We start from the raw sequence: 25,378 nt of genomic DNA on the forward strand, positions 1-25,378 counted from the left end.
AATATCATGAGGTTAAGGGATAGATATTTAAAGCCGCACATGCCGCAGGCCGGCAGCATCGAAGGCGCGACTTCTCAGGATCGCAGAACCCAAGACCTGAAAGCTAAAATTCATTATAGGGTGATTGAAGAAGTTAACTTTGACCAACTCGAAAACCAGCAGAATCTGGATAAAAACGTTGAGTTGGAAAATGCCATACTCCAAATAATTGATGATGAAAAGGTACCGCTAAGTATTCAAAGCCGCAGAGTTCTGGTCAAAGAAATTGTTGACGAGGTTATGGGGCTTGGGCCCCTGGAACCATTGATCGCCGACCCCAGCGTCAGTGATATTTTGGTTAATAGATACGACATGGTTTTTGTTGAACGCAGCGGAAAGCTGGAGGAAGTCACAACAAGATTTCGCGATGAAAAACACTTGCGGAAAATCATAGACAAGATTGTGTCGTCGGTCGGGCGAAGGATCGACGAAGCCAGCCCGATGGTCGACGCACGCCTTATGGATGGTAGCCGTGTCAACGCGATCATACCGCCCTTGACCCTTGATGGTTCCAGTGTTTCCATTCGTAAATTTGCCGTTGATCCGCTTACTGCGGGAGATTTGATAAAATTCGGCTCGCTTGATGCCAACACGGTCCAAGTCCTGGAAGGGATCATTAAGTCACGCCTTAATGTGTTGATCAGTGGTGGTACTGGATCGGGTAAGACCACTCTCTTGAACGTGATTAGTTCGTTTATTCCCGGAAATGAACGGATTATTACCATTGAGGACAGCGCCGAGCTTCAGTTGCAACAGCGGCACGTCGTGCGCCTGGAGACGAGGCCTCCAAACCTTGAAGGTCAAGGCAACGTTACGCAGCGTGACCTTGTAAGGAACAGCTTGCGTATGCGCCCGGATAGAATAATCATCGGCGAGGTGCGCGCAGCTGAAGCCTTGGATATGTTGCAGGCCATGAACACCGGTCACGACGGAAGCCTGTCCACCATACACGCCAACACCCCCAGGGACGCCCTGTCCCGTTTGGAAACCATGATTGCAATGTCGGGTGTTGAAATTCCGCGTCAAGGAATGAGGCATCAAATATCCAGCGCGCTGGATGTAATTATTCAGTTGTCGAGGTTGGCCGACGGTAAAAGAAAATTAGTTAGTTTGCAAGAAATAACCGGCATGGAAGGTGAGAGCATTACGATGCAAGAAATATTCAAGTTTGAGCAGACAGGAATTAACAACGACGGCGAGGTGATGGGAGTTTTCGGCCACACCGGGATCAGGCCCAACTTCATGCGTCGCTTGGAAGCCTACGGCATTAGGTTGGACAATATTTGGTAACCTTATGAGACAAACAAAGCACTAGAGGTTAAAAGTATGGCCTGGTTGATAGCGGTACTCGGTTTTGCATCTATAGTATGCGTTATTTTATTATTTTTTGATAAATACCTTACCGCCAGCGGACGCGCGGAAACAAAACAAAAAAGAAAAGTCGCTACCTTATCAAAAACCGGAAATGTCAATAGAGGTAGAAGCTCATCAATTTTAAAAGAAGACGTTTATTCCGACATCCCGGCTTTTAATGCGTGGTTGTCGAAGTTTTCGGCGGCAGCAAGCATTAATCGTTTGATATACCAGGCTGACTCCAACCTGAACGTGGGGTCGCTGTTATTGATATCCCTGGTGCCCTTTTTTGGATTTTTGCTCCTATCGTATTTCATGTTCAAGTCCTTGGTCTGGGGTATGCCGGCCGGAATTATTTTCGGGATTACACCATGGTTTTGGCTTAGCGCAAGGCGGCGCAAAAGGTTAAGAAAAATCGAAGAGCAACTCCCTGCGGCCGTCGATATGATGGTCAGAGGTTTGAAGGCGGGGCTTGCTCTGACCGCATGTATGAAGAATGTCTCGGACGAAATGATCGGTCCTCTGGCAGAGGAATTTGAAAAAACCAATGCCGAATATGCCCTCGGTAAGGATATCAGCGACTGCCTGGAAGCCATGAGCGAACGTACCGGGTCTCAGGATGTTCAATTCTTTTCGACCGCGATTAGAATCCAGCGCGAAACCGGCGGTAACTTGGCGGAGGTTTTGGACAATATATCTCACATTACTCGTGAGAGATTTGCCTTGAGGAGGCACGTACGAACTCTGACTGGTGAGGGGCGCTTATCGGCGATAATTCTTTTAGCGTTGCCCCCGGTACTTTTCCTGTTCTTATTGTATCTTCGCCCTGAGTATATATTGGGATTCGTCGGCACTAAAATTGGAAGATATTGTTTTGCAGGCGCCGTGGGAGCTGAATTATTCTCCTTCCTGGTAATGCGCGCCATGATGCGCATAAAGGTTTAAAAATGGATATGCTGCAACAGCTTCTGGGCCAATATGACATTTTAATTATAGTGGGGTTGGTTGCTCTGGTTTCGGTTGTTTTGTTGTTTGCCTTTTGGGAGTCTCTTTTTGGAAAAACCCTTGAAGAAAAACGAGTAGAGCAATTAGTAGATGACGGATACAGATTAAGAACAAAAAAGCCGATCGGCCATGGAGACAAGAAGGATGCGATCAGCCAATTAGTTGGTATAAAAAAAGACAGACAGTCAACCAGTAAAATTGGAAGAAAAAAGCGAATTGAAACATTAAAGCTGGTAGTGGGTATCATCCTTGCCCCTATTTTGCTTTTCTTGACGCATTTCTTCATCCTGTCGCCCGACTCGAGCATGTTCGGGAAAGTCATTAGTTACGCGCTCGCCGGCTTGGGCGGGTTCATCGCCCCATCGTTGGTGTTTGAGTACCTGGAGCAAAAGAGGATTCACGAAATCAGCGTCGAAATACCTCGATTCCTGGACCTTGTCGTTGTCACGATCGAGTCCGGTCTCGGCCTAGACGCCGCCTTTGCCCGGGTTAGTAGAGAAATCGACAAGACTTGCCCCAACCTTCAAAAATTCCTTCTAGATTATATTAAGAAAATAAACTCCGGAATGAGCAGGGAAGACGCTTTAAAAGACATGGCCGAGCAAGCCGAAAATGATGACTTGACTCAAGTTGTTTACTCACTGATTCAAGCACAGAAATACGGAGTCAGCATCGGTAGAAGCTTGCGCGTACAAAACGACGATATTAGAAACAAGCTAAAAGAAAGAGCTATGGAGAAGGCTGCTAAGCTGCCGCTTAAATTGCTTTTCCCTATCATGTTTGGCATCCTGCCGGCAACTATCCTCGTCATGGTTGGCCCCGCAATATCCCGAATTGCAAGCATGCCGCTTTTTTAAGCAGCATGTGGTATGTTGTCATTTATGTACAAAAACGCAAAAGTGAGACTCTCCCTCACCCTGTTGCTGGCCTTAACGCTGTACACCGGCTGCGCGGCTATTGAAAAAGAGACCGGAGGGGCCAGACGTCTGAACAAAGGTGAGGCGGAAAAGCTATTGTCCGTGCAGGCAACCAAGGATTTAGCCCGCACGGGAAGCACGGCGAGTGATTACGTTAGCCATGACCCGGCTGAAATTGAAAAGCAAGCGGATTCGTTGGTTAGAAATGGTGAATGGGTCGCGGCACTTTATCAATACCAGCGGCTTTTTGTTTCAAGTAAAGACCCCGAGGTAAAGCTGAGGGCACGCTATAAAGCCGGTAGAATATGTTTGCTGACCGGGCAATATAACCAAGCACTACAACTTTTTTTGTATCTTTGCGAGAAAAAGCCAGGCTCTGCTGAATATCAAGAGGGGCTGGGGCTGGCTCAACTAAGCCTAGGTGACACCCAAGACGCAATAGTGGCTCTTACAAAAGCGCTTAGCATCGATAATAACCTTTGGAGAGCTCACAATGCATTGGGTATTGCATACAACCAAAAGCTGAAACCTCAAAGTGCGGTACCGCAATTCCAGACGGCCTTAAAAATTCACGGCCACAACGCAATGATTTATAACAACTTGGGCATTGCATACCAACTGCTTGGAAACGTGGCGTTGGCTGAAAAGCAATTTAACAAGGCCTTAGAGATTGATCCCAACAACACCACCGCCAAAAACAACCTGGCGGTTTTGATGTTGAAGAAGGGTAACAAGCAGGACGCGTTGTGGTTGCTAAAAGAATCGGTGGGTGAATCAAAGGCCAATCACGACATCGGGATGCTTCTTCTATGGATTAATAATAAAAAAGAGTCCAGTAAATATCTTGAGCAGGCCATATACCTTTCCCCTAGGTATTACCCCCTTGCCAATAAACATTTAAAGCAGATTAAGGGGGGTGACGGCGGCAGGCCGACTAATGAGGAGAAGGGAAAATTTTACATTCCCAAGGGCATGGAAGTTGGTGGGGTCCAAAATAATAAAAATAAATCAGCGCCAGGCGCCAGCGGCAAAAAAAATATCACTCCGCCTTCCGTCAGCAACTTAAAAGAAGATACGCCGGTTATCAACTCGGTAGTGTCCATTCCGATTGAAAAGGCTGAAAAGCCCATTGATACTCGAGATGTTCCGGCCGCCCCTAAACCGGCCGCCCCTAAACCGGCCGCCCCTAAACCGGCTGCCCCTAAAGCGGCTGCTCCTAAAGCGGCCGCCCCTAAACCGGCCGCACCTAAAGCGGCTGCCCCTGAAGCGGCCAGCCCTAAAGCGGCCGCCCCTGAAGCGGTTGCTCCTAAAGTGGCCGGCCCTGAAACGGTTGCACCTAAGGCGGCCAGCCCTAAAGTGGCCGCCCCTAAAGCGGCCAGCCCTGAAGCGGTCGTCCCTAAAGCGGATGCAGGCATAGGTAATAATGCTAAGCCCGACACTGCGGAAACGAAGCAAAATGCCTCAGGGGCGCAGCAAAACATAAATGATAAAAAAGGGCCATCTCCAAACGAGGAGGTGAAAGCAGCCGCTGAGAAACCTGCTGGTGCAGACAAGCAGGATCAGAACGCCAAAGATGTTGATGTAAAAAGTACGGGTGATAATAAGCCGGAAAATCCAAATAAGAACTGGGGCGTGGTTATAAATAAGGATGGTGTGGTGTCACTGTCCAGCGGGGACGGCGATAAAAAGTCGGAAGAGATTTTGATCATTCAGCAAAAATAAGTTCGTGCTCAGCTGCCCAATATTGCTCCTATATCTCTAAAAAACCATCACGACAAATCATACTCCGAATTGTTTTGGCGCGATTCACGCGCCAGTAAATAAATTTTAGCCAATAACACGCAAAGCATTAATTGAGCCCAGGGAAAGGGGATTGATGCGTTCAGCAGGCGAAACAAAATGGACGAGAGCCAAGCGATGACTAACAAGTTGATTGGGATGCCCCTGAAGCCATGTTCGCTTCCATAAACCGCCAAGCAGGCGATCGCTACGCTCAATATTGTCAAATCATAATCTAATAGAAATGGCGTTATCATAAGTATGGAAGTCGCCAACGCAGCGTTCTTCAATAGGCGATCCGCCGGTTTGACCCATATCCAGGTCACTATGCAAATTACCAAAAACGCGTAAATTATTTGCAGAGTATAGGCGATGGAAACGCTTGCCCCCATTAAACGAATATTGGCGAACAAACTCTGCATCTTGTGGTAGGGCAACAGACCCTTGTCTAGAACTTCAAAGGCAAGCGCATTGCTCGCAAAAAACGCCTGCCAGGTCTCCAGGCCAAAAAATGCCAGGGAAGCCGCGGCCAAAGCCAGGGTGGTCACGGTGGCGACCACAAACACCCGCCAATGCCCGGTAGCTATTAGCACTATGGGGATGATGATCCCAAGGTGCGGTTTGAAGGTCAGCAACCCCAGCATTATGCCCGCGACATCTGGCTTACGATCCAGATAATAGAGCGCACCGGCCAGCAGGCCGGTTGTAAGAAATGCATTTTGGCCGTGCCCGATTGTCAAAAAAACGGCAGGGAAAGCGAGCGCAGGGATTATGGCTTGCCTGTAGCCGGAGATTTTCCTGATCATCAAAGCATAGAAGGCGAGGGTGGCGCCTAACCAAAGACCGAGAGATGCCAAATATGGAAAATAGGCCAGGGGGGCCAGAATCAGCAAAAACATCGGGGGATAAGTGAAGGTGAAATAACCTATCTCACTGCTGTTGATAACTTCCTTTTCTTTGAGATACAGCAACTTGGGGTCATAGGCGTCGGCGGCGTTTCCTTGCAAGGCGAGACTTCCCGCAGCGTAGAAACTGCAGAAGTCGGTCCCTATCGGTTTGCCGCTCCAGTCCAAATTGCCGCTGGATGTAAATATAATGAAAAGGATGGCCGCCGCGCTGACCGCGATAAACAGCCGGGGGTATACCTCGAAACGATTTCTGTTAAGCCATTTTCCGGAAACAATTAAGGAATAGAAGGCAATTAAAGAGCCAGCTTCGCGCGGCCTGTCGTCATTCATATTGTGCGCTCAACATAATGCCCAAAACCTCGAGTGGTCCTTTTCCCTATATAGTGCGCATGAAGCAAAGCCGCATTCCAACGTCACCGTTTGATCTTAATTTTGCCGCGAGCCGATTACAAGGCTCAACCTGGCCCGCGCCGGTATTTACTAGGCTCGCGGTTGGCCCTTGATTCAGGACGATTAGGATCTTCCCATTGTTTTGCGCAGAGGCGCCAGAGCGGGCTGTAAACCTCCCCCGATTAGTGCCAGTCAACAGTAGAAACTTCAGGTGAATTTATAGCGAGGTATTCGGCTGGTGTCAGGTTGCCGAGGGACTCATGAGGGCGTTCCTCGTTGTACTCCTTGAGCCAGCGATCCGTGATTTCCCGCACCTCGCTTAGACGGGAAAATATGTAAAGGTCCAGCACCTCTTCCCGATAGGTCCGGTTGAAGCGTTCAATGTATGAATTCTGGGTGGGCTTGCCGGGCTGAGTGAAACCCAAATCGATACTATGCTCCTCGGCCCATTGGGCCATAGCTACACTGACCAGCTCCGGGCCGTTGTCCAGCCTCAGCCTGGACGGGTAGCCCCGCCAGGCAGCGATACGCTCCAGCACTCGGATTATCCTTTGGGCGGGGAGATTGACGTCCACCTCTATGGCCAGGGCCTCTCGATTGAAATCATCCACCACATTAAAGGTCCTGAATCGCTGGCCGCCATACAGGGCATCGCTCATGAAGTCCACCGACCAGCAGATATTGGCCAGATCCGGCACTGCAAGCGGCTGGGGATCACGAGTAGGCAGGCGCTTCTTACCCTTCCTGCGAAGGTTTAGCTTCAGGGCGCAGTACACTCGGTACACCCGCTTGTGATTCCAGCCATGTCCATCCCGCCGAATTACTTGAAACAGTTTGGCAAAGCCGTATCTGGGATATTTGTCTGCCAGCGAAGTCAGCGCCTCGATGATCGGACCATCGTCGCGGGGCTTGGGTCGGTAGGCATAAACCGACCGGCTCAGCCTCAGGGCGCGGCAGGCCCGGCGAATGCTCAGACCGTGCTCTTTGCACATGAACTTAGCCAGATCGCGCCGACCCGCTGGCCTTATATTTTTCTTTCGATGACGTCCTTCAGAGCCCGATTCTCAAGGCTCAAGTCGGCGTACATCTGCTTTAGACGCCTGTTTTCTTCTTCAAGCTCCTTGAGCCGGACGATGTCCGAGGCCTCCATGCCCCCGTACTTGGACTTCCATTTGTAGTAGGTGGCGCTGCTGACACCGTATTCCCGGCAGACCTCCTTGGCGGTCCTGCCCCCTTCCACCTCTTTCAGAATTTTGACGATCTGAGTTTCGCTGAATCTGGTCCTGCGCATCGTGAAGAGTCCTCCTTGCAGACCTCAGTCTGCCAGAAGTCTCTACCTCAAACTGGCCCTATTTTAAGGGAGGGTTACAGGGCCCATGGGCTGGGGCGGCGAGGGCATATCTTCGTCGGCAAGCGAAAGTGGTTTGTAGGCCAAAAAAATGGGCAGGCGGCTAACAGGTTTTTGGTTGGGTCCGCTCAACCTAAAACGCCGTTTTCCGCCTGCCGAAATACCTTGGGACGTTTGCCTCGTACTTCACCTTTATCGTATATACACAAACAGTGCCAACTACCCATCCGCAGATCTCGCAAGGACCCACTTCCCGGCGCGACATGGTAACTACTTGTAAAGTAAAGCTATTATAAGCTGCGGCGCGCGATGCTGGTTGGTGGCGTGGAGCGGGACCGGCACGAGCCGACCCCTCGAATTTTGCCGAATTACGATATCGTAATTACGAAATGGGAATAAGAGGCGTTCAGCGACGGCGGCGAGCCTCCAGCCCGGGGTGGCTGATGCCCAGCTTGTCCAGCTTGTAGGACAGGGTGCGGGGGGAGATGCCCAGGAGGACGGCTGCCCGGCTCTGGACCCAATCACACTTGCGCAAGGCGTCTTCAACGGCCATGCGCTCCAGCTCGCCCAGGTTCAGGGTCGGCAACCCCTGGAGGTCTCCCTTTTCAGCTACCTGTCGGACCAGTCCCAGATCGGCGGGGCCTATCTCTTGACTGGCGGCGAATAGCACCGCCCGCTCCACCGAATTGCGCAGCTCCCGGATGTTGCCCGGCCAGTGGTAGGTCTGGATGAAGCGCGAGGCTTCCTGGGAGAACCTGCGGTCTCGGAAACGGGTCTCGCGGCGGAACTTATCAAGGAACGTCTCGGCCAGGGGCAGGATGTCCTCCTTGCGCTGACGCAGGGGAGGGATTTTTATGGGAGCCACGGACAGGCGGTAATAAAGATCCTCCCGAAAGGCGCCCTCGCGCACCGCCTGTTGCAGATCCAGGTTGGTGGCCGCGATGATGCGCACGTCCACCTTCATGGCGCGGGAGCCGCCTATGGGGTGTACTTCCTTGTCCTCGATGGCCCGCAAGGTCTTGGCCTGGGTGGCCGGGCTCATGTCGCCCACCTCGTCCAGGAACAGGGTGCCCCCGTGGGCCTGCTGGAAGCGGCCCGTCCTGGCCTTGTGGGCCCCGGTGAAGGCGCCCTTTTCATGGCCGAACAGCTCGCTCTCCAGCAGGGTCTCGGTCAGCGCCGCGCAATTGACCGTAACCAGGTTGGCGGCCCGGCGGGCGCTGTTGGTGTGGATGGCCCCTGCCAAAAGGCTTTTGCCCGTGCCGGTTTCGCCGGCGAGCAAAACGGTGATGTCGGTTTCGGCGACCCGGGCCAACTTGTCCAACACCCTGCGCATGGCCGGGCTCTGCGCCACCATGGAATCCAGGTGGTGGATGTAGGGCTGTTCGTGGCGCAGGTAATCCACCGCATACTTGAGCTGGGCCTTATTTAGTGCCCTGCGCACGGTGAGGCGCAGGTGCTCCAGGTTCAGCGGTTTTTGCTGAAAATCGAAAGCGCCCTTGTGCATGGCCTCCACGGCCACCCCCACCGTGCCGTAGCCGGTAATGATGATTACCGGGGTGCCGGGCAGATGCTCCTCCACGTAGGCCAAAAGCTCCTCGCCGCCGGTGCCGGGCATGTACAAGTCAGTGATGATCAAGTTGAAGCCCCGCTTTTCCAACATGGCGATGGCCGCGTCCCCCCCGTCAACCTGGGTCACGGCGAGGTTGTCCCGGGATAGGGCCCTGGCCACTATCTCACGGGTGTCCCGGTCGTCGTCCACCACCAGTACGTGGTTGCTGGGCTGCAACGCTTCATCCATGGTTTCGGCCTAGATAGCGCCTTAGAAAAGGCAGCACTTCGTCTGTGAACTTAAGGGGCTTTTCGAAGTACGGACGTTGCCTGGCCGCCAGCTCCTGCCTGGTTTCGTCTTCCCAGAAAAAGGCGGTGAGAAAAATCGTCTCCTGGAAATCGAAGTCCTCAGCCAGCCAATCGGCCAATTCGAACCCGTTGGCGCCGGGCAGCTTGATGTCCAACAACGCGGCGTTCGGCCGGCGGTCGGTCTGGCGAAACCAGGCCATGGCCTCTTCGGCGCTGCCTGCGGCGGCAACCTCGTACCCGTCCGTCTTCAGCCAGTCGCCGACGATCTGCAAAACACCGGGTTCGTCGTCCACTATCAAGATAAGACTCAAGCCTCTTCCCCTCGTTTCTTGACGGGACGCAAGCGATACATGCTCCGGCTGCCCGCCTGGCCATCATATACCAAATCCGCTTTACCCTGGCTAAGCTGTTCCAATTCCGAGACGGTGGCTTCGATGTCTTCGATGGCTTTGGCCGCATTGTCCAGGTTAGGGGCCAGGGAACCGTCATGTTGGGCCAGCTTGTGCTGGAGCATCTCGTTTTCCCCCCGTAAGACGCAAAGGCTGTTGCGCACCCGGTGGCTCAGCGTACCCGTGTAGCGTCGCAGAGCCGCCTTTTCCAACATGCGGCTCTCACGCCCCAGGTAGAGCACGGTGTAGGTAAGTCCGGCCCAGGCCAGACTCAGCAAGCTGATAAGGGCGATGGTTCCAAAGAGCCTCAGGGTGCGTTGCCCCTGGGCACCCATGGCAACGGTGCTTTCCACCACCGCCACCACGAAGCTGTCCTCAATGGTGCGCCAGTACAACTGGGCCGTGCCTTGATCGAGGGTTTGCGCCATGCCTCCACTGGCCCCGAATTTGCCGGACTGGACGGCCTTGCGCCCTTGGGCGAGGGCCCGGGGCAGAGTGGCCGAGGCAAGGAAAGCCTTGGCGCTGGCCTGGGCCAGGGAGTCCGTGGCCACTCCCAGGGTGCCGTTGCTGTCCATGATCCACAGGCTCACCCCCTGGGCGCCCGGCTCGATGATATCGCTGAAAACCTGCTTGATGGACATCTGCTGGATAACCGCTCCCCGGAGCGCGCCGTCCCGGTCGCGCCAAGGGGCGGCGATGACGAACACCAGTCTGCCCGGAGCCTGGATCAGCGGGGAGACCAGGCCATCGCGGTGGGGGTCCTCCTCAAAGGCGTGAATCACGAATGCGTAGCTGTCCAGCCAGGGATGCCTCAACCAGGGTTTGTCTCGTTCCAGACGGGCCAGTTCGGCAGGGGGGAGGGCCTGGCCGGTATCGTCGATCACCGCCACCTGCTTGCCGGGCCGCGGCTTGCCGTCCAGGCCGATCACCGCTGTGCCTTCGATTATGGAGTGGCCGTCGGGGTATACGTACCACATCAGTGTCTCGGCCATCAGCTTGGCCTCATCGTAGGAGCCCAGGTGCCGGGCGTCGTCGCCGGTGTCGGCCAGCGAGTCCCACTTGGAGTCGAAGAGCTGCTCCTGCCATAGGTTGAGCTGATTGCTCACCTGGTGCCGATGTTGGCTCATGGCCTCGGACATGAGCTCCTCGCGCAAAAACAGGTAGCTGCCGGCCAGCACCAGGGCGGCCAGCAGCGTGACCAGCAGGAAAAAGGTCCCGCCGTACCTGAACGCTCGCCAATTCAAGGTTGGCAAGGCGCCTGGAAGGGCAATTTGACGGTGAACACGGTTTGGCCCGGGCGGCTATCCAGGTGATAACGGGCATCGTAGGGGATCAGGAGCTGGCGTACCGAGTGCAGGCCCAGGCCCAAGGAATTGGTGGCTTGTTTGCCGTGGCTGAAAAAAGGTTCAAAAATGCGGTTGCGTATGTCCGGCGAGATGCCTACGCCGTTGTCGGAGATGGAAACCGTCAGCCACCCTTGCTCGCAACGGGTGGCCAGCCCCAGCCGGCGTTCCTTTTGCTCCTGGGTGGCCTCCACCGCGTTGATGAGGATGTTGTGCAGGGCTTGGGAAAAGTCGGAGTAGATGCCATTGAACCTGGGCAGATCGGGGGCGAGATCCCAAGATACCTCCACGCCGTGTTTGATCTCCAGGTCGTTTTTCAAAAACGCCACCTCCGCCTGCAACAGTTCGTTCAGGTCTAGCGCTTGGCGGTGCTGGCGGGCGTCGCCTTCTATCTTGGCCATGAGATCGCGGGTGTTGGAGGTGATCTGGTCCACCTGGGCGATGATTCTTTGGCTGCCGCGGTTCAGGGACGAGGCCCAATTCTCCACGTCTGGAGATAAGTCGTGGGGGCGGCGCAGCACTTCCTCCAATTTATTGGTGGCCATCTCGGCCGAGGAGCGGATGACGCTGAGCGGCCCGGCCAGGTTGTGCAAAAGCCCCGCGGTCAAAGAGCCCAACTCGGCCAGGGAAAGGTTTTCCCGAAATACCCACATTTGGGTGCCGTCCTCCAGCCCGAAGGCCAGGCCTTCCACCAGGGGGCCGGGGCCCTTGGCGGTTTTTATCCGGCTTATGAAGGCCCCTTCGCCGCCTTGTTCGATTTTGGGGGGTGGGGGGTCGATATATTCCCCGGGGGGCATCTGGCGCAGTTCGCCCAGTTCGCGGGACATAAGGTTCTCGCCGGCTGGGTTGATGTAACTCAGCTTGCCCTCGGTTATGACCACCACCGCGTCCCGCCCCACCGAGGTGGCCAGGAGAAAGCGGGTATGATAGTCGGGTAGGCTCAAGGCACGTCTCCTCGACTGAATGAGTTACCGGTTTCACGGCAAGCCGTTTGGGTGGAACCCCCGGGCCCCGGGCGCCCGAGCCCGGAAGCCTGGATCTGCAACAACCGGCATCAACATATACCAAAGCGCTACGGGCTGGCCAGTGCGCGGCGCGGGCTCAGGCCGCGTCCGCCCCTGCCTGGTGGCCCGGAGCGCTTATGGCCCGCCAAACCATTTCAAAAAGCTGGTTGGATTGGCCCCGCAGACTGTCTTGTTGGCCGCGGTATATCCACATGAAGAAGCTGCGTTGCACCAGCCCGTGCATGAAGTCCAAAAGCACCTGGGGGCGCACCTGGGAGTTGAGGATGCCATGCTCTTGGCCCTGGCGCAGGGTCTCCAGGTACAAGATGATCATTTTTTTCTGGGCAAAGGTGTGGTCGTTCATCCAGGTGATCAAAGGCACGGTCATGAAGATGATGCGCCCCAAGCCGGGATTGCGTTCGTAGTAGTCGAGCTGCAGCCAGAAAACCTTGCGCAGCTTTTCCTTGAGATCCTCGATGCCTTGGAGATGGTCGACGATGCGCTCGGTGAGCCCTTCCATCCATTGGTCCACAAAGGCGAATAAAAGTTCTTCCTTGCTGCGGTAGTGCTTATAGATTGTGCTGAAGCTGACGCCGGCGGTTTTGGCCAGGGTGCGCACGCTGGCCCGGTGGAAATCGGACTCGGAGAAAACTTCCATCACCGCGGTCTGCAGGCGATCGTGCAAATTGGGTTCAAATAGATCCTGGGGCCGGCGGTGTCCGGTCCTGACCGCGTATAAGGCTGACATGACCTCTCCCCTGGTTTCGCCTTGACACCGCGTTGGGCCATGCCAAGGCGCGGAACATTATTACGCTTGGCGGATGCCGCAAAAACTTGGCGATTTGGGGGAGCACAGCATAAGTTGTCCAAAATATTTCATCGTTGGGCCAGCGACCGAAACATCGTTACTTAAAAATGGCTACCTGTCAAGGCATGGATGAGCGGCCGCCGCGTGGCCGGGATCGGTTCCCGGCCACGCGGCATGCTGCGGTTATTTCTTCACGCTTCTGCCGGTGTGGGAGAAGCTGCCCGCCTCGGACTCGTCCAGGGGCGTACTCACCGGGTGCTTGGCAAAGTAGTCCAGGGCGCGCTTGATGTCGTCCAACAGCAGATCGGCCAAATCGCGGCTCACCCCGTGGCGGATCAGGGCGCGGCACACCACCATGTCTTCGCGCTCGGGGGGCATGGAATAGGCCGGCACCTGCCATCCCCGGCTGCGCAGGCGGTCGGAGAGGTCGTAGAGGCTGTAGCCGGGCTCCGCGCCCGCCTTGAAGGTCCACAAGAGGGCCGGGATGCCGCCCTTGCCGTTGTAGATCACCTCGAAGGGCCCCAGCTTTTCCATCTGTTCGCCCAAATACACCGCGGTTTCGTAGCAGGCGTCCTGGATTTTCTTGTACCCCTCTCGGCCCAGGCGCAGGAAGTTGTAGTACTGGGCCACGATCTGGCCGCCGGGCCGGGAGAAGTTCAGGGCAAAGGTGGGCATGTTGCCGCCCAGGTAGTTTACGTTGAAGATCAGCTCCTCGGGCAGCTCCGCCGCGTCGCGCCAGATAACCCAGCCCACACCCAGGGGCGACAGGCCGAACTTGTGGCCCGAGGTGTTGATGGACTTCACCCGGGGCAGGCGGAAGTCCCACTCCAGGTCCGGGTCGTGGAAGGGGGCCAAGAAGCCGCCGCTGGCTCCGTCCACGTGGATGGGGATGTCCCAGCCCTTGTCGGCCTGCAGCTTGTCCAGGGCCTGGCTGATGCCTTTGACGTCCTCGTACTGGCCGGTGTAGGTGACCCCCAGGGTGGGAACCACCCCGATGGTGTTCTCGTCGCAGTAGTCGGCCACCACCTCCGGGGTCATGATGAGCCGGTCGCCCTGCATGGGGATTTCGCGGTGCTCCACGTCCCAATAGCGGGTGAACTTGTGCCAGCAGATCTGCACCGGGCCGCACACCATGTTGGGTTTGTCATGGGGCTTGCCCGCCGCCCGCATCTTCTCGCGCCAGCGCCACTTCATGGCCATGCCCCCCAGCATGGCCGCCTCGGAGGAGCCGGTGGTGGAGCAGCCCATGGTGTTGGCCGCCTCGGGCGAGTTCCACAAATCGGCCAGCATGTGCACGCAACGCGCCTCCAGCTCGGCGGTCTGGGGATACTCGTCCTTGTCGATCATGTTTTTGTCCAGGCACTCCTCCATGATCTGGTGGATCTGGGGCTCCAGCCAGGTGGAGCAGAAGGTGGCCAGGTTCATGCGGGCGTTGCCGTCGAGCATCAGCTCGTCATGCACCAGTTGGTAGGCGTGCTGGCCGGGGGTCTCCACCTTGGGGAAGCGGTATTTGGGAATGCTGGCGCACACGTCCGTGCAGGCGTAGACGTCGTCCATCAACTCGTCGCGGACGGTTTCCTTCTTGTGCAGAGCCATGGGAAAAATCTCCGTGCAAAAGGTTGGCAGCCCCCAACGGGGCGGTCTTTCTCAAGCTATTCGGGATTGGCCGGGGCCACGTCCCTTTTCCAGTCGGGCTTTTTGATGGCGTTGATCACCAGGGGCAGGCCCACGAACACTACCATGCCCGCCGCCACCAGGCCCACGTACAGGGCCGGGTTGCCCACCGGCAGGTTGCTGGGCGGGAAGAAGCCCACCACCAGGGCGAAGCTGACCCCCAGGAGGCCGACCCCGGCCAAGAGGCACATGCCGAAGGTGCCGCCGGGCACCTTGTAGGAGCGGGGCAGGTGCGGCTGGGTGAAACGCAGGCGGATGGCCGAGGCGTACATGAGGATGTACATCACCAGGTACAAGGTGATGGTGATGGCCGAAAGCAGGAAAAAGGCCACGCTGACGTCGCTCATGATGAAATATAGGCAAGCCAGCACGCTGACGATGACCCCCTGAATCATCAGAATTGTCACCTGCACGCCCTTGGCGTTCACCTTGGCCATGAAGGGCGGCAGCTCGCCGTTGTTGGCGGTTTCCAAAAGTCCTCGGCTGGGACCGCCCAGCCAACTCATCACCCCGCCCATGGCCCCGTAGGCCACGAAAAGGCCCACCACCGGGGTGAGCCAGGCGATGTTCCACTTGGTCAGCAGGGAATGGAAGGCCTGCATGAGCCCGGCGGTGAGGCTTATCTCCTCGGGCTTCAGCACCGCGGCCACGGCCAGGGAGCCCAGGGTGAACAGCAGGAAGATGATCAGGGCGGCCAGGAACATGCTCAGGGGAAACTGCTTGGCCGGGTCGGCCATCTGGTTGGCGTGCACCGCGTGCACCTCCACCCCGGCGAACAGCAGGATGATGCCCGCCAAAAAGGCCACGCTGCCCAGTCCGGTGATGTGGGGCATCAGGCGGGCATGGGGATGGCCCGCCACCGCGCCGGCCGTGGAGTGTAGAAACTGCAAGGGGTTGCCCTGGTCCACCCACAGCAGGCCCAGCACGATGATAAGCAGGCCCGGCAGCACGGTGCCCAACAGGAAGCCGTATTTGGTGATGCGGGCGGCGGTGGTGGAGCCGGCCAGGGTAAGAAAGGTGGAGAGCCAGTAGACCAGCAGTATCACGCTGCCGGTGAAATAGCCGTTGTCGGCCAAGGTGGGGTCCAAGAACAGATAGGCCAGGGCCCCGGCGGCGAAGCCCAGCACCGTGGGGTACCACACCACGTTTTGAATCCACTGCAGCCAGATGGCGGTGAAGCCCCAGCGGGAGCCGAAGGCCTCCTTCACCCAGGTGTACACCCCGCCGCCCTTGTCGCTGAAGGCGCCGCCCAACTCGGCGGCCACCAGGGAGGCGGGGATGAGGAACAGGACCGTGGAGAACAGGATGTAAAAAATCATGGACAGGCCTTCTTTGGCCATCATGGGCAGGCCGCGCAGACTGATGACCGCGGCCGCGGTCATCATGGTGATGGTGCCCACGGTCATTTTCTTGCTTGCCGCCATGCGATGTTCCTTTCCCGATAATCGTGGCCCGGGGCAGCCAAGGCTGGTGAGGGGGTTAAGCGGATACTTGGGTAAGGGTGGTTGGGTCGGTGAGGGCAGAGACAGTCTGTCGGAGCCCCGGCAAAACACGGGCACCAAACTCGGGCCCGCGCACAGTACCGATGCTATGCCACCAAACAATCATAGGTCAAGTGTGGGAGTAAGTTTTGCTGCGGCGGCGCTTGGCGCGGCGGTCTGTCGCGCAGCGCAGGGTATAGGCTGAATGGGGGCCGGCGATCAGGGCTTGGCCAGCACCAGATGGCGCAGGCGCGAGGCCGGGCGCACCCGGGGCAGCACGTCGTCCAGGAAGCCCTCGCGCACCAGGGCCACGAAGGCCTCCGCCACCTGGGGATCGAACTGGTTGCCCGAGCCTCTTTCCAGTTCGGCCAAGGCGTCGCGCAGGCCCATGGCGTTGCGGTAGGGGCGGTCGCTGGTCATGGCGTCGAAGGAGTCGGCCACGCTGATCACCCTGGCGGGTAGGGGTATCCCCTCGCCGGACAGTCCGTCGGGATAGCCCAGGCCGTCCCAGCGCTCGTGGTGGTGGCGCACGATGGAGATTTCCGCCTGGCTGAGCTTCAGGGGCTGGATGATGGATTGGCCCCAAGAGGGATGCTGGCGCACCAACTCCCGGTCCTCCGAGCTGAGCTGGCTGGGCTTGTTGAGGATCTGGCGGTCGATGGCTATCTTGCCCACGTCGTGCAACATGCCCAGGCGCTTGAGCATGTCCACTTCCTTCTCGGCCATCTTGAGTCTGGTGGCCAGGCGCACCGCGTAGGTGGTCACCCGTTCGGAATGGCCGCGCGTGTAGGAGTCCTTGGCTTCCAGGGCCTGGGCCAGGGATTTCACGGTGCTCAAGAAGGATTCCTTGAGGTCGCGGTACATACGGGCGTTTTCGATGGCCAGGGCCACCTGGTTGGCGAACACCTCCAGGTAGTCGCGGTCCGCTCCGGTGACGGTGGCCGAGCCCTGGGGCCGGTCGGCGGCCAGGATGCCGATCACCCCGCCCTGGGCGGTGAGCGGCAGGATGACGATGGCCTGGGGCTGATACTTGCGGATGATCAGGTTCTTGGGGTTCAGGTTCAGGCTGGCCGCGTCCTGGGTTATCAGGGGCTGCCCGCTTTGGGCCACCCGGGCCAGCAGGTTGGAGGTGCGGTCGATGGAAACCGAGTAGCCGTCCATGGGGGCCAGGTCGCTGGGGTCCATGCCCACCCCGGCTTCGTAGCGCAGCTTCTGATTAACCCCGTCCACCAGCATGATCATGGCTCGCTTGTAGCCGATGGTCTTCAGGAACATGCTCAGGACGTTGGGGATCAACTTGCCGTAGTCCAACTCGGAGAGGATGGCCGCGCTGGCCTGCTGGATGGTGAGGATCTGCTCTATCTTGCGCATGAGCTGCTGGTTGAGGGTCTGCACCTCGGAGTATTTGTGCTCCAACAGCTGCTTGTCGTGCTCGATCTCGGCCAGGCTCTCGCCCAGAAGGCTGCGCTGGTTCTGTATCAACATGCGCACCCGCTGCACCAGGGTGGGGTTGCGCCAACGCACCCGGTACTCGCAGTATTCATCGCCTTCGAAATAGCAGGCGGTTTCTTCCACCCGCGAGGGGGGCAGGCCCCATATGGTGGGGATGGCCGAGTAGATGCCCTGGTTTACCAGGCAGAAGTCTTCGGTGAGGTCCAGGCCCTCGTGCCAGTGCAGGCGCACCAGGCCCTGGTCGGAGGTGGCGCTGACCAGCTCCAGATCCTTGGTGCGGTTGAACTTCTGGTTGATGGTCTCCAGGCGCCGCACCGCCACCTTGGGCGAACCCCAGGCCCTGAGCAGAATTTGCTGGATATAACCGAGACGTTGGTGGGTTACCGACTCGAAGCCGATCTGATAGGCCACCCGGGGGTCGCCGGTGAGCTCGCGCGCATTGGCGTACATGCGGGTAACGACCCCGGCGGACACCCAGTTGTGGGAGTCACGTAAAAAGGCCAGGGGATCGTCTACGTCCCCCAGCTCCTCCTCCAGGCCTCGCAGGAGCAGGTGGGGCGAGCCATAGTGGCGCTCGACGTAGTCGATAATGGCCCGCGTATTTATGCAGCTATTGTGCCGCTCCACGTCCCAATGCAACCCTTAATCGGACCAATGCCGAGTAAATATACTTTTGTCGCTCGTCACCCATTTTCCATGGAGTCTCTAGGGTTGTCAATAGTCTTATTGTAAAACGTCAGGCAAAATAGACAGTTAACTTGCGATGGCCACCATATGTTGTGTCGTTGGCGGCTTTGCTGCCCCCAATATGGCCCTAGGTGAGGCTGAAGACCAGGCTGCCGTTGAGGACGGCGGGGTCCACTTCCACGCCCAGGCCCGCCCCGGTCAGGGGGCCGGCCAGCCCGCCGGGGCCGAAAGTGATGTCCTGGCGAATCAGATCCCGGTCCATGAAAAAGCGGGTCAGGCAGCCTTCCAGGTAGATAAGCTCCTTGTGCACCGAGGCGAAATGGCGTCCCATGGCCGAGAGCAGCCCCAGCTCTCCCACCTGGCAGCCCAGCATGCAGGCCTGCCCCTCCTGGGCGGCCATCTTCAGCAGGGAGTTGGTGCGGGCGGGCCCCCCGCATTTGCTCAGGCGCAGGTTGAATCCATTAGTGGCATGGGCCTGCACCAGATGCCGCGCGTCGGCCATGGTGCACATGGATTCGTCGGCCAGCACCAGCGGGTCCACCGCCGCGGCTACCCGGGCCATCCCTTCCAAATCTTCCTTGGCCACCGGCTGCTCCACCGCTTCCACCCGGCTGGAGGCCATGGCCTGAATGGCCTCTACCGCCTCGGCCGCGCTCCAGGCCCCGTTGGCGTCCACCCGCAAGTGCGCCTCCGGCCCCAGGATCTCGCGCGCCTGGGCCACCAACTCCGCCGCCCCCTGGCGTTGCACCTTGACCTTGACCTGCTTGATGCGCATTTGTTTGGTCTGTTGCAAGATGGCGGGCAGCATCTCTCGGGGCAGCAGGGGAATCACCGCGCTGTAGGTGACCGGCTCCGGAGGCTGGTCGGCAATCAAGGCGCTCACCGGTTGTTGCAAGGCCTGGCCGGCCAAGTCCAACAAAGCCGTTTCCACCGCGCAGGCGGCGGCCGGATGGCGGTCCATGGTCTGGGAACCGGCCCTCTCCTCCAGCCAGCCCAGCGCCTGCTCCGGCTCCAGAGAGGCTCCGAGCACCACGGGCGCCAACTCCCGTTCCAGGCCCCGCAGGGAGCCCTCCAGGGTTTCGCCGGTGACGTAGCTGCGGGGCACCCCCTCCCCGTAGCCCACGTGGCCCCGGTCGTCCACCATGGCCACGACTATGTTGTCGGTGGCCGTATTTTCAGCCAAGCTGTGGGACACCGCCAGGGTGAAAGGCCAATGAATCAAATAGGCGTTCAGTTGTTTTATCTGCATTGACCACTTCCTGGGGGACCGGGACGAACTGGGTTAGCTTCTTCCACTCATACCAATGCTCGGGCTGCTCAAGGATGTAGTCGGTAAGCACCGAAAGGCACTGCACCGAGACCTGGGTGGCACCCTGGGCGGCGGGATGCTGGGCCGGGTCAAGGAGTTCCAGCTCATAGCGCCGGCCCTTCAGGCGGTGCACCAAGCCCATCAATACCACGGCCTTGGACTTGCGCGCCAATATGTCCATGGAGCGGTCCAGGGGAACCGTGTGTCCCAGGAAGCTGGTGGTCTTGTCCTTGTAGGGACGCCACATGTTTATCTCGTCGCATTGGGTCACCACGACGCGGCCCCGCTTCAGGTGATCGAGCGCGGTGAAAAACACCTCGCCGGACTTGGGGTCCATGAGCTCGGTGTTGGCCTCGGCGGCGCGTTGGTCCAAGATAGCCCTGAGGCGCGGAGTTTTGCAATGCACCATCACCGAAAGGGGATAGTCGCGGAAGGCCAGGGCGCCGGGCATGAATTCCAGGGCCCCGTAGTGCCCGGTAATCAAAACCACCCCCCGGCCCTGGGCCAGGGCCTGGTCCAAGATCTCGAGGTTGCGGATCTTCACCCGGTTCAGGCAGGTTTTGCGGATGGTCGGATAGCTCTTGAAAGCCAGGTAGAGCTTCTCATGGTAGTGATCCAAGATGCCCGACCTGGTCTTGGTCCAGCGGCGGCGCGCCTCGCGGCGGTTGGCGGCCTTGCCCAGGGTGGCCTCCAGGGAATGCTGGATGGCTTTGCGGTCTTTGGCGGCTATGTTGAAATACAACGCCCCCAGAGCCATCAGATAGAGCCTGCTCAACCAGGGGGGCAGCGCCCCGAAGATCCAGGTGTTGCAAGGCAACTGCAAAAATGAACTGATGTCTTTGAGGTTGAGACGATCCTTGAGGAGACTGAGCAGCCAAGCTCGGAAACGCTTTTTCGCGCTCACGTGATGGTTGGCCTCGTCCGAAAACCTTGGTACGGCGCCGCGCGGCGCCCCCCCCCAAGCCGATCTCATGGCCTCACCTGAATTCATAACGCTCATGCTAGATCCTCCTAGCGGCTTACGTGAAAAAGGCACAGCTATACCCAGCCGCTTCGGTTGCTCGATTCAGGGAGCAGCGGACTTGTCCGATACAAAAAAAGGCAGGAGAAAGCCGTTGAATCGTCAGCCTCGCTGCCTTGGTCCAACTGCATCGGACATACCCCCTGGTTGGACTTACCATTCCCAATTTTATGAGACAATTGTATACTATATGCTAAATTGCCCTTATGCCAAGTAAATTTTAACACGTATCTTTCTAATTTTTTTCAGAAATTATTGCCACTATTTTTTGAATCACCTTCCCATCGCTTTGCCCCCGTGTGCTATTTTTAAAAACCTGCAAAAGCACCACAGCCCAAGGGCCGCCAATGACCCTTATGAAAAAATTTCGGCACAACTTGTGGACCACCGAACAGGGCGTCTTGATCCTGATGGGCGTGCTGGTGGGAGTCCTGGGCGGCTACGGCGCCGTGGGGTTCAGGTTGCTTATAGATTTTTTACGCACCCTGGCCTATGGCAGCGACGGCGACTTCCTGGAGGTGCTGGCCGCCACCCCTTGGTGGTGGCTGCTCGCCATCCCGGCCCTGGGCGGCCTGGTGGTGGGCCCTGTGATCTACTTTTTGGCCAAGGAGGCCAAGGGTCACGGGGTGCCCGAGGTGATGGAGGCGGTGAACTTGCGCGGGGGGCTCATCCGCAAGCGGGTGGTGGTGGTCAAATCCCTGGCCTCGGCCATCTCCATTGCGGTGGGCGGTTCGGTGGGCCGGGAAGGGCCCATCGTGCAGATCGGCTCGGCCATCGGCAGCACGGTGGGCCAGGTGCTCAAGGTCAGCGCCGGGCGCATGCGCGTCCTGGTGGGCTGCGGGGCGGCGGCGGGCATCGCGGCCACCTTCAACGCCCCGGTGGCGGGCATGATGTTCGCCATGGAGATCATCCTGGGCGACTTCGCGGTGGCCACCTTCAGCCCCATCGTGCTCTCCGCGGTGATGGCCACGGCCATAAGCCGCTTTTACCTGGGCGACTTCCCCGCCTTCGTGGTGCCGGCCTACCAGTTGGTCTCGGCCTGGGAGCTGTTGCTCTACGCCGGGCTGGGCCTGGCCTCCGGCGCGGTGGGCGCGATTTTTTCCGCGGTGCTCTACAAGACCGAAGACCTGGTGGACGCCGTGCGCATCCCCGAATACCTGAAGACCCCCCTGGCCGGGCTGGCCCTGGGGGCCATGGGCCTGGCCTTTCCCTGGGTGCTGGGGGTGGGCTACGAGGGCATAGAGCTGGCCCTGCACCACCAACTGGCCTGGTGGCTCATGCTCATCATCGTGGGGGCCAAGATTCTGGCCACCAGCCTGACCATCGCCGGGGGGATGTCCGGCGGCATCTTCGCGCCGTCGCTGGTCATCGGGGCCATGCTCGGCGGCTCCATGGGCGGGCTGGCCCACGAGCTGTGGCCGGGCATGACCGCCGGGCCCGGGGCCTACGCCATCGTGGGCATGGCCGCCGTGGTGGCCGGGGCCACCCACGGGCCCATCACCGCCTTTTTGATTTTGTTCGAGATGACCGGGGGCTACCAAATAATCCTGCCCCTGATGATCGGCTGCACCCTGGCCACCCTGGTGGCTCAGCAGATCAACCGCGATTCCATCTACACCCGCAAGCTGAGCCGCCGGGGCATCGACATCCACGCGGGCAAGGACATGAACCTGCTGCGCTCGCTCACCGTGGCCCAGGCCATGCGCTCCGAGGTGGACAGCGTGCCCCAGGACATGACCCTGGGCAGCTTCCACGACAAGGTGCTCACCTCCAAATACGCCAGTTTCCCGGTGGTCGACAGCCACGGCGAGTTGGTGGGCATCCTCTCCCACGCCGACTACGCGGGCCACACCCTGGAGAAGGAGTTGTGGGACTTGGTGGTGGTGGCCGAGTTGGCCACCACCCAGGTGCAGACCGTGACCCCCCACGACACCCTGGACGTCGCCCTGCGTAAGATATCCTCGCGCGACTACGCCACCTTGCCGGTGGTGGCCTCCCAGGGCAGCCGCCGCCTGCTGGGGGTGATAAGCCACCGCGACATCATCAGCGTCTACACCCGCAAGCTGCGCAAGTCCGGCCTGGGGGGAGGGGAGTCCACCTAGGTTTACCCCCCGCATCCTCTCCTTTCGTCTTCCCTTGACATTACTACCCATTTGTATTGTTATATTGCCCTGCCGATATTGCGCGCTTTTACAATTTTCTCCGGGGGGAGCATGTCATCTCATAGCATTCGCATCTTGAGCGCCGCGCTGGCGGTGGTTTTCATCCTGACGGGCCTGGCCTTGCCGGGGTGGGCGGCTCCGGACCAAGAGCCGATAATCAAGCTCAAGCCCGACCTTAGTAAGCGTTTTAGAAAAACACCGAAGGGGATTAAAGACGGCGGATACGTGTTGCAGCTGCCAATTTTTGTTTTGTTCAGAGCGTGTTGCCCAACATGACCACCTTGGAACGGATGGAGTACACCCGGCTGTTCATCTTGAACGCCAAGCTGACCCACCAGAGGAAGCAAGGCCAAGCCATCACCTATGGCAAGCTCACCGTGACCAGCGAGCCTGCCGGAGCCCAGGTTTGGATCAGCTCCTACACCCCCAAAGGAGTCACCCCGCTGAATGAGGACAAGGTCTTTTCAGGCAGGCACCGAATCACGGTGCGTAAGCAGGGGTACTATGAGCAAGCTCGCATGGCGACCATCGCGCCGGGCCAGCCGGCAACCCTGGATTTCAAGCTGAAGCCCATTCCCTATGCCCGTCTCACCCTGGAGGTTAATCCCCCGGACACCAAGGTGGCCGTGGTGGGATGGCCGGAGAAGTACGCGCCGGGCATGAAGATCGCGCCGGGCGAATATGTGGTTGAGTTCAGCCGCCCAGGGTTAAGCAAAAAGCGGCTCTATCTTTCCTTGGGCGACAATGCGGTGCTGAAAGAAAAAGTCGATCTGGAAGGCCCCAAGGGCAGCCTATGGGTGAGCGCCAATCAGCCGGATTGCGTGGTGTACCTGGATGGCCGCGAGGTGGGCCGCAGCTCGCTGGGCATCGTAGACCTGCTGCCCGGCCCGCACAAGCTACAGGTGTGGAAAAGTCTGTTTAAGCCGGTCACCCAGGAGGTTTTGGTGCGGCCGGACCAAGAAAAACGGGTGGGCATCAGCCTCGAGCCGGTGGAGCATTTCACCAACAGCCTGGGCATGGAGTTTGTCAAGATACCCGCCGGCAGCTTCATGATGGGTTACCGCGACGCCCCGGACTTAATGGCCGCCAAGGATGAGGATATCTCCTTTCCGCATGAAGAATTCCTCCCTGGCCTGCCTCGTCACCGGGTGGAGATCAGCACGCCGTTTTTCATGCAAACCACCGAAGTGACCGAGGACATGTGGCGTAAGATCATGGGCAGTAAAGTTCACTCTGGGGATACGCCGGTAAGGCCGCTCCTTATTTCAAAGATTGATGAGTTTATTGCCAGAATGAACGAACGGGACCGGGGTAAATACCGTTACCGCCTGCCCACCGAGGCTGAATGGGAGTATGCCTGCCGGGCCGGTACGGACAGCCCCTTTTACACCGGCGAAACCATCAACTACTGGCAAGCCAAGTACGTAAATTGGACAAACCCCTATGGCGACGGAGCCGTGAAAAAAAGCAAGGATACTCCCCATACTACAAAGGTAAAAAGCTTTGCCCCCAACCCATGGGGGCTTTACGACATGCACGGCAATGCGCAAGAGCTTTGCGCAGACGCTTATGATCCCTTTTTCAATACCTACGCTGCAATCCGCGATCCCGCCAATCTTGGGACCCGGCAACAGGCCCGCACCGTACGCGGCGGAGGCCCCTGGGCGTCACCGGTTTGGTGTATGTGTGCCCATCGTTCATTCTTCGTGGGCCAAGATGATCGTGACTTTGATGTCAGCGGCTTCAGGCTGGTTGCCGAAAAGGTGGAGGGAAAAAACTTATAGCTATGCCTTGAAATAGGGATACAAACGCTCCCATTTGCATACGTATTCACGTTGGTCCGGGGGTAGATTCGCATGGTCCAGATGAGTCTTTATTTTGGTTGCTTTGCTTTTAATGGATTTCGTTTCGCCTACATACTGCAACGCATAACTCAACCTGATCAACTCCACGATGTTCAGCGTAACTGCCAAATTTTTTAAATCAAGCCAGAATTGCTGAAAGTTTGCGCTTTTCATAAGTTCAGCTTCGACTTCCAGTCGGACCTGATACTTGAGCTTTAGTTCCGAAATCTTGTCTACTTCTTCGAGCCTGGCAAGTACATATTTCTGTAAATCGTCGGTCATGCGTCGCTTGATTGATATAGCGGCACCCCTTAAAAATTGATTTTTCTCTTCATCACTCAATAGCCCCCAGAAAGCAGCCTGTTTTGGTACATGGCTGTTCCTTTGTGGGAGAGCAATCATGGAGCCGAGGATAGAAGCCCCTAGGTCCCGGTGCAAAAGAGGCGCTTCACCGATTTGTTTCCGCTTGGGATCGGGAGCTTTGGCGGCAGGTGGGGAGTCGCGCACCTGGCCTGAACGGTCGGTGAGCGGCGGAGGGCAACCAAGTTGATCGCGGGTTGCGGAAAACGGTCGGCGCGCGGGCGGCAAACCTCAGGGCGCCGCGCGGC

General features: G+C 58.0%; 20 protein-coding genes. 7 read left to right on the forward strand and 13 right to left on the reverse strand.

All coding sequences use genetic code 11. The annotated features are described in order from the left end of the window. The first annotated feature begins 6 nt into the window (after nt 1–6). The 4 genes from AACH32_RS03675 to AACH32_RS03690 are packed head-to-tail and all read left to right on the forward strand — an operon-like array spanning nt 7 to nt 5,036. On the forward strand, nt 7–1,329 hold the full coding sequence (locus tag AACH32_RS03675; protein WP_338605425.1) for a CpaF family protein: 1,323 nt from the start codon (nt 7–9) through the stop codon (nt 1,327–1,329). A gap of 36 nt (nt 1,330–1,365) precedes the next feature. Next, entirely contained in the window at nt 1,366–2,337 is a 972-nt protein-coding gene (locus AACH32_RS03680; protein WP_338605426.1) for a type II secretion system F family protein, read from the forward strand. Between the two features lie 2 nt (nt 2,338–2,339). After that, nucleotides 2,340–3,254 carry a type II secretion system F family protein gene (locus AACH32_RS03685; protein ID WP_338605427.1) on the forward strand — a complete coding sequence of 305 codons (915 nt, stop codon included), beginning with the start codon at nt 2,340–2,342 and terminating at the stop codon, nt 3,252–3,254. A gap of 24 nt (nt 3,255–3,278) precedes the next feature. Continuing rightward, nucleotides 3,279–5,036 (forward strand): tetratricopeptide repeat protein, encoded by a 1,758-nt coding sequence (locus tag AACH32_RS03690; RefSeq protein WP_338605428.1) that lies wholly within the window; start codon nt 3,279–3,281, stop codon nt 5,034–5,036. A gap of 47 nt (nt 5,037–5,083) precedes the next feature. Here the strand turns inward: AACH32_RS03690 and AACH32_RS03695 are convergent, their stop codons facing one another. From AACH32_RS03695 to AACH32_RS03750, 12 genes are all read right to left on the reverse strand, one after another. Beyond that, entirely contained in the window at nt 5,084–6,331 is a 1,248-nt protein-coding gene (locus AACH32_RS03695) for a glycosyltransferase family 87 protein (protein WP_338605429.1), read from the reverse strand. Between the two features lie 242 nt (nt 6,332–6,573). Beyond that, nucleotides 6,574–7,682 (reverse strand): IS3 family transposase gene (locus tag AACH32_RS03700; protein ID WP_338598789.1). Its coding sequence is split into 2 segments (ribosomal slippage): nt 6,574–7,430 and nt 7,430–7,682, totalling 1,110 coding nucleotides; the frame shifts between segments, so codons are not numbered across the junction. A gap of 463 nt (nt 7,683–8,145) precedes the next feature. Then, entirely contained in the window at nt 8,146–9,537 is a 1,392-nt protein-coding gene (locus tag AACH32_RS03705; RefSeq protein WP_338605430.1) for a sigma-54-dependent transcriptional regulator, read from the reverse strand. Further along, on the reverse strand, nt 9,530–9,907 hold the full coding sequence (locus AACH32_RS03710; protein ID WP_338605431.1) for a response regulator: 378 nt from the start codon (nt 9,905–9,907) through the stop codon (nt 9,530–9,532). Before AACH32_RS03710 ends, AACH32_RS03705 begins: the two co-directional genes overlap by 8 nt. Beyond that, nucleotides 9,904–11,229: a hypothetical protein gene (locus AACH32_RS03715; RefSeq protein ID WP_338605432.1), complete on the reverse strand. Its 1,326-nt coding sequence runs from the start codon at nt 11,227–11,229 to the stop codon at nt 9,904–9,906. Before AACH32_RS03715 ends, AACH32_RS03710 begins: the two co-directional genes overlap by 4 nt. Next, nucleotides 11,226–12,272, reverse strand: coding sequence for a sensor histidine kinase (locus AACH32_RS03720; protein ID WP_338605433.1), 1,047 nt, complete (start codon nt 12,270–12,272; stop codon nt 11,226–11,228). The genes AACH32_RS03715 and AACH32_RS03720 overlap by 4 nt, the downstream gene beginning before the upstream one ends. A 157-nt stretch (nt 12,273–12,429) precedes the next feature. Then, the gene (locus tag AACH32_RS03725; protein WP_338605434.1) at nt 12,430–13,080 is read right to left on the reverse strand and encodes a TetR/AcrR family transcriptional regulator; all 651 of its coding nucleotides are present in this window, start codon (nt 13,078–13,080) and stop codon (nt 12,430–12,432) included. Between the two features lie 243 nt (nt 13,081–13,323). Further along, nucleotides 13,324–14,736: a glutamate decarboxylase gene (locus AACH32_RS03730; protein WP_338605435.1), complete on the reverse strand. Its 1,413-nt coding sequence runs from the start codon at nt 14,734–14,736 to the stop codon at nt 13,324–13,326. Nucleotides 14,737–14,792: 56 nt separating this feature from the next. Beyond that, entirely contained in the window at nt 14,793–16,238 is a 1,446-nt protein-coding gene (locus AACH32_RS03735) for an amino acid permease (RefSeq protein WP_338605436.1), read from the reverse strand. 276 nt (nt 16,239–16,514) lie between these two features. Continuing rightward, a complete protein-coding gene (locus tag AACH32_RS03740) occupies nt 16,515–18,374 on the reverse strand; it encodes an HD domain-containing phosphohydrolase (RefSeq protein ID WP_338605437.1) in 1,860 nt (619 codons plus the stop codon). A 187-nt stretch (nt 18,375–18,561) separates the two neighbouring features. Continuing rightward, nucleotides 18,562–19,683 (reverse strand): mandelate racemase/muconate lactonizing enzyme family protein, encoded by a 1,122-nt coding sequence (locus AACH32_RS03745; protein WP_338605438.1) that lies wholly within the window; start codon nt 19,681–19,683, stop codon nt 18,562–18,564. Next, complete coding sequence (locus AACH32_RS03750; protein WP_338605439.1) at nt 19,610–20,647, reverse strand: lysophospholipid acyltransferase family protein; 1,038 nt, start codon at nt 20,645–20,647, stop codon at nt 19,610–19,612. Before AACH32_RS03750 ends, AACH32_RS03745 begins: the two co-directional genes overlap by 74 nt. Nucleotides 20,648–21,111: 464 nt before the next feature. Between AACH32_RS03750 and AACH32_RS03755 the strand changes: the two genes are divergently transcribed. From AACH32_RS03755 to AACH32_RS03765, 3 genes are all read left to right on the forward strand, one after another. Then, nucleotides 21,112–22,866, forward strand: coding sequence for a chloride channel protein (locus tag AACH32_RS03755; protein ID WP_338605440.1), 1,755 nt, complete (start codon nt 21,112–21,114; stop codon nt 22,864–22,866). Nucleotides 22,867–23,001: 135 nt separating this feature from the next. After that, complete coding sequence (locus AACH32_RS03760; protein WP_338605441.1) at nt 23,002–23,202, forward strand: hypothetical protein; 201 nt, start codon at nt 23,002–23,004, stop codon at nt 23,200–23,202. Then, nucleotides 23,199–24,710 (forward strand): SUMF1/EgtB/PvdO family nonheme iron enzyme, encoded by a 1,512-nt coding sequence (locus AACH32_RS03765; protein WP_338605442.1) that lies wholly within the window; start codon nt 23,199–23,201, stop codon nt 24,708–24,710. Before AACH32_RS03760 ends, AACH32_RS03765 begins: the two co-directional genes overlap by 4 nt. On the opposite strand, the gene AACH32_RS03770 is transcribed toward AACH32_RS03765, so the two are convergent. After that, a complete protein-coding gene (locus AACH32_RS03770; protein WP_338605443.1) occupies nt 24,711–25,358 on the reverse strand; it encodes a hypothetical protein in 648 nt (215 codons plus the stop codon). It abuts the gene before it with no gap. Between the last annotated feature and the right edge of the window lie 20 nt (nt 25,359–25,378).

The sequence above is a fragment of the Desulfoferula mesophila genome (genome assembly GCF_037076455.1).
GTDB lineage: Bacteria > Desulfobacterota > Desulfarculia > Desulfarculales > Desulfarculaceae > Desulfoferula > Desulfoferula mesophila.

What these genes read in the sequence shown, in the direction of transcription:
- AACH32_RS03675 (WP_338605425.1), top strand. Translation starts at nt 7, where the DNA reads ATGAGGTTAAGGGATAGATATTTAAAGCCGCACATGCCGCAGGCCGGC.
- AACH32_RS03680 (WP_338605426.1), top strand. Translation starts at nt 1,366, where the DNA reads ATGGCCTGGTTGATAGCGGTACTCGGTTTTGCATCTATAGTATGCGTT.
- AACH32_RS03685 (WP_338605427.1), top strand. Translation starts at nt 2,340, where the DNA reads ATGGATATGCTGCAACAGCTTCTGGGCCAATATGACATTTTAATTATA.
- AACH32_RS03690 (WP_338605428.1), top strand. Translation starts at nt 3,279, where the DNA reads ATGTACAAAAACGCAAAAGTGAGACTCTCCCTCACCCTGTTGCTGGCC.
- AACH32_RS03695 (WP_338605429.1), bottom strand. Translation starts at nt 6,331, where the DNA reads ATGAATGACGACAGGCCGCGCGAAGCTGGCTCTTTAATTGCCTTCTAT.
- AACH32_RS03705 (WP_338605430.1), bottom strand. Translation starts at nt 9,537, where the DNA reads ATGGATGAAGCGTTGCAGCCCAGCAACCACGTACTGGTGGTGGACGAC.
- AACH32_RS03725 (WP_338605434.1), bottom strand. Translation starts at nt 13,080, where the DNA reads ATGTCAGCCTTATACGCGGTCAGGACCGGACACCGCCGGCCCCAGGAT.
- AACH32_RS03730 (WP_338605435.1), bottom strand. Translation starts at nt 14,736, where the DNA reads ATGGCTCTGCACAAGAAGGAAACCGTCCGCGACGAGTTGATGGACGAC.
- AACH32_RS03735 (WP_338605436.1), bottom strand. Translation starts at nt 16,238, where the DNA reads ATGGCGGCAAGCAAGAAAATGACCGTGGGCACCATCACCATGATGACC.
- AACH32_RS03745 (WP_338605438.1), bottom strand. Translation starts at nt 19,683, where the DNA reads ATGCAGATAAAACAACTGAACGCCTATTTGATTCATTGGCCTTTCACC.
- AACH32_RS03755 (WP_338605440.1), top strand. Translation starts at nt 21,112, where the DNA reads ATGACCCTTATGAAAAAATTTCGGCACAACTTGTGGACCACCGAACAG.
- AACH32_RS03765 (WP_338605442.1), top strand. Translation starts at nt 23,199, where the DNA reads ATGACCACCTTGGAACGGATGGAGTACACCCGGCTGTTCATCTTGAAC.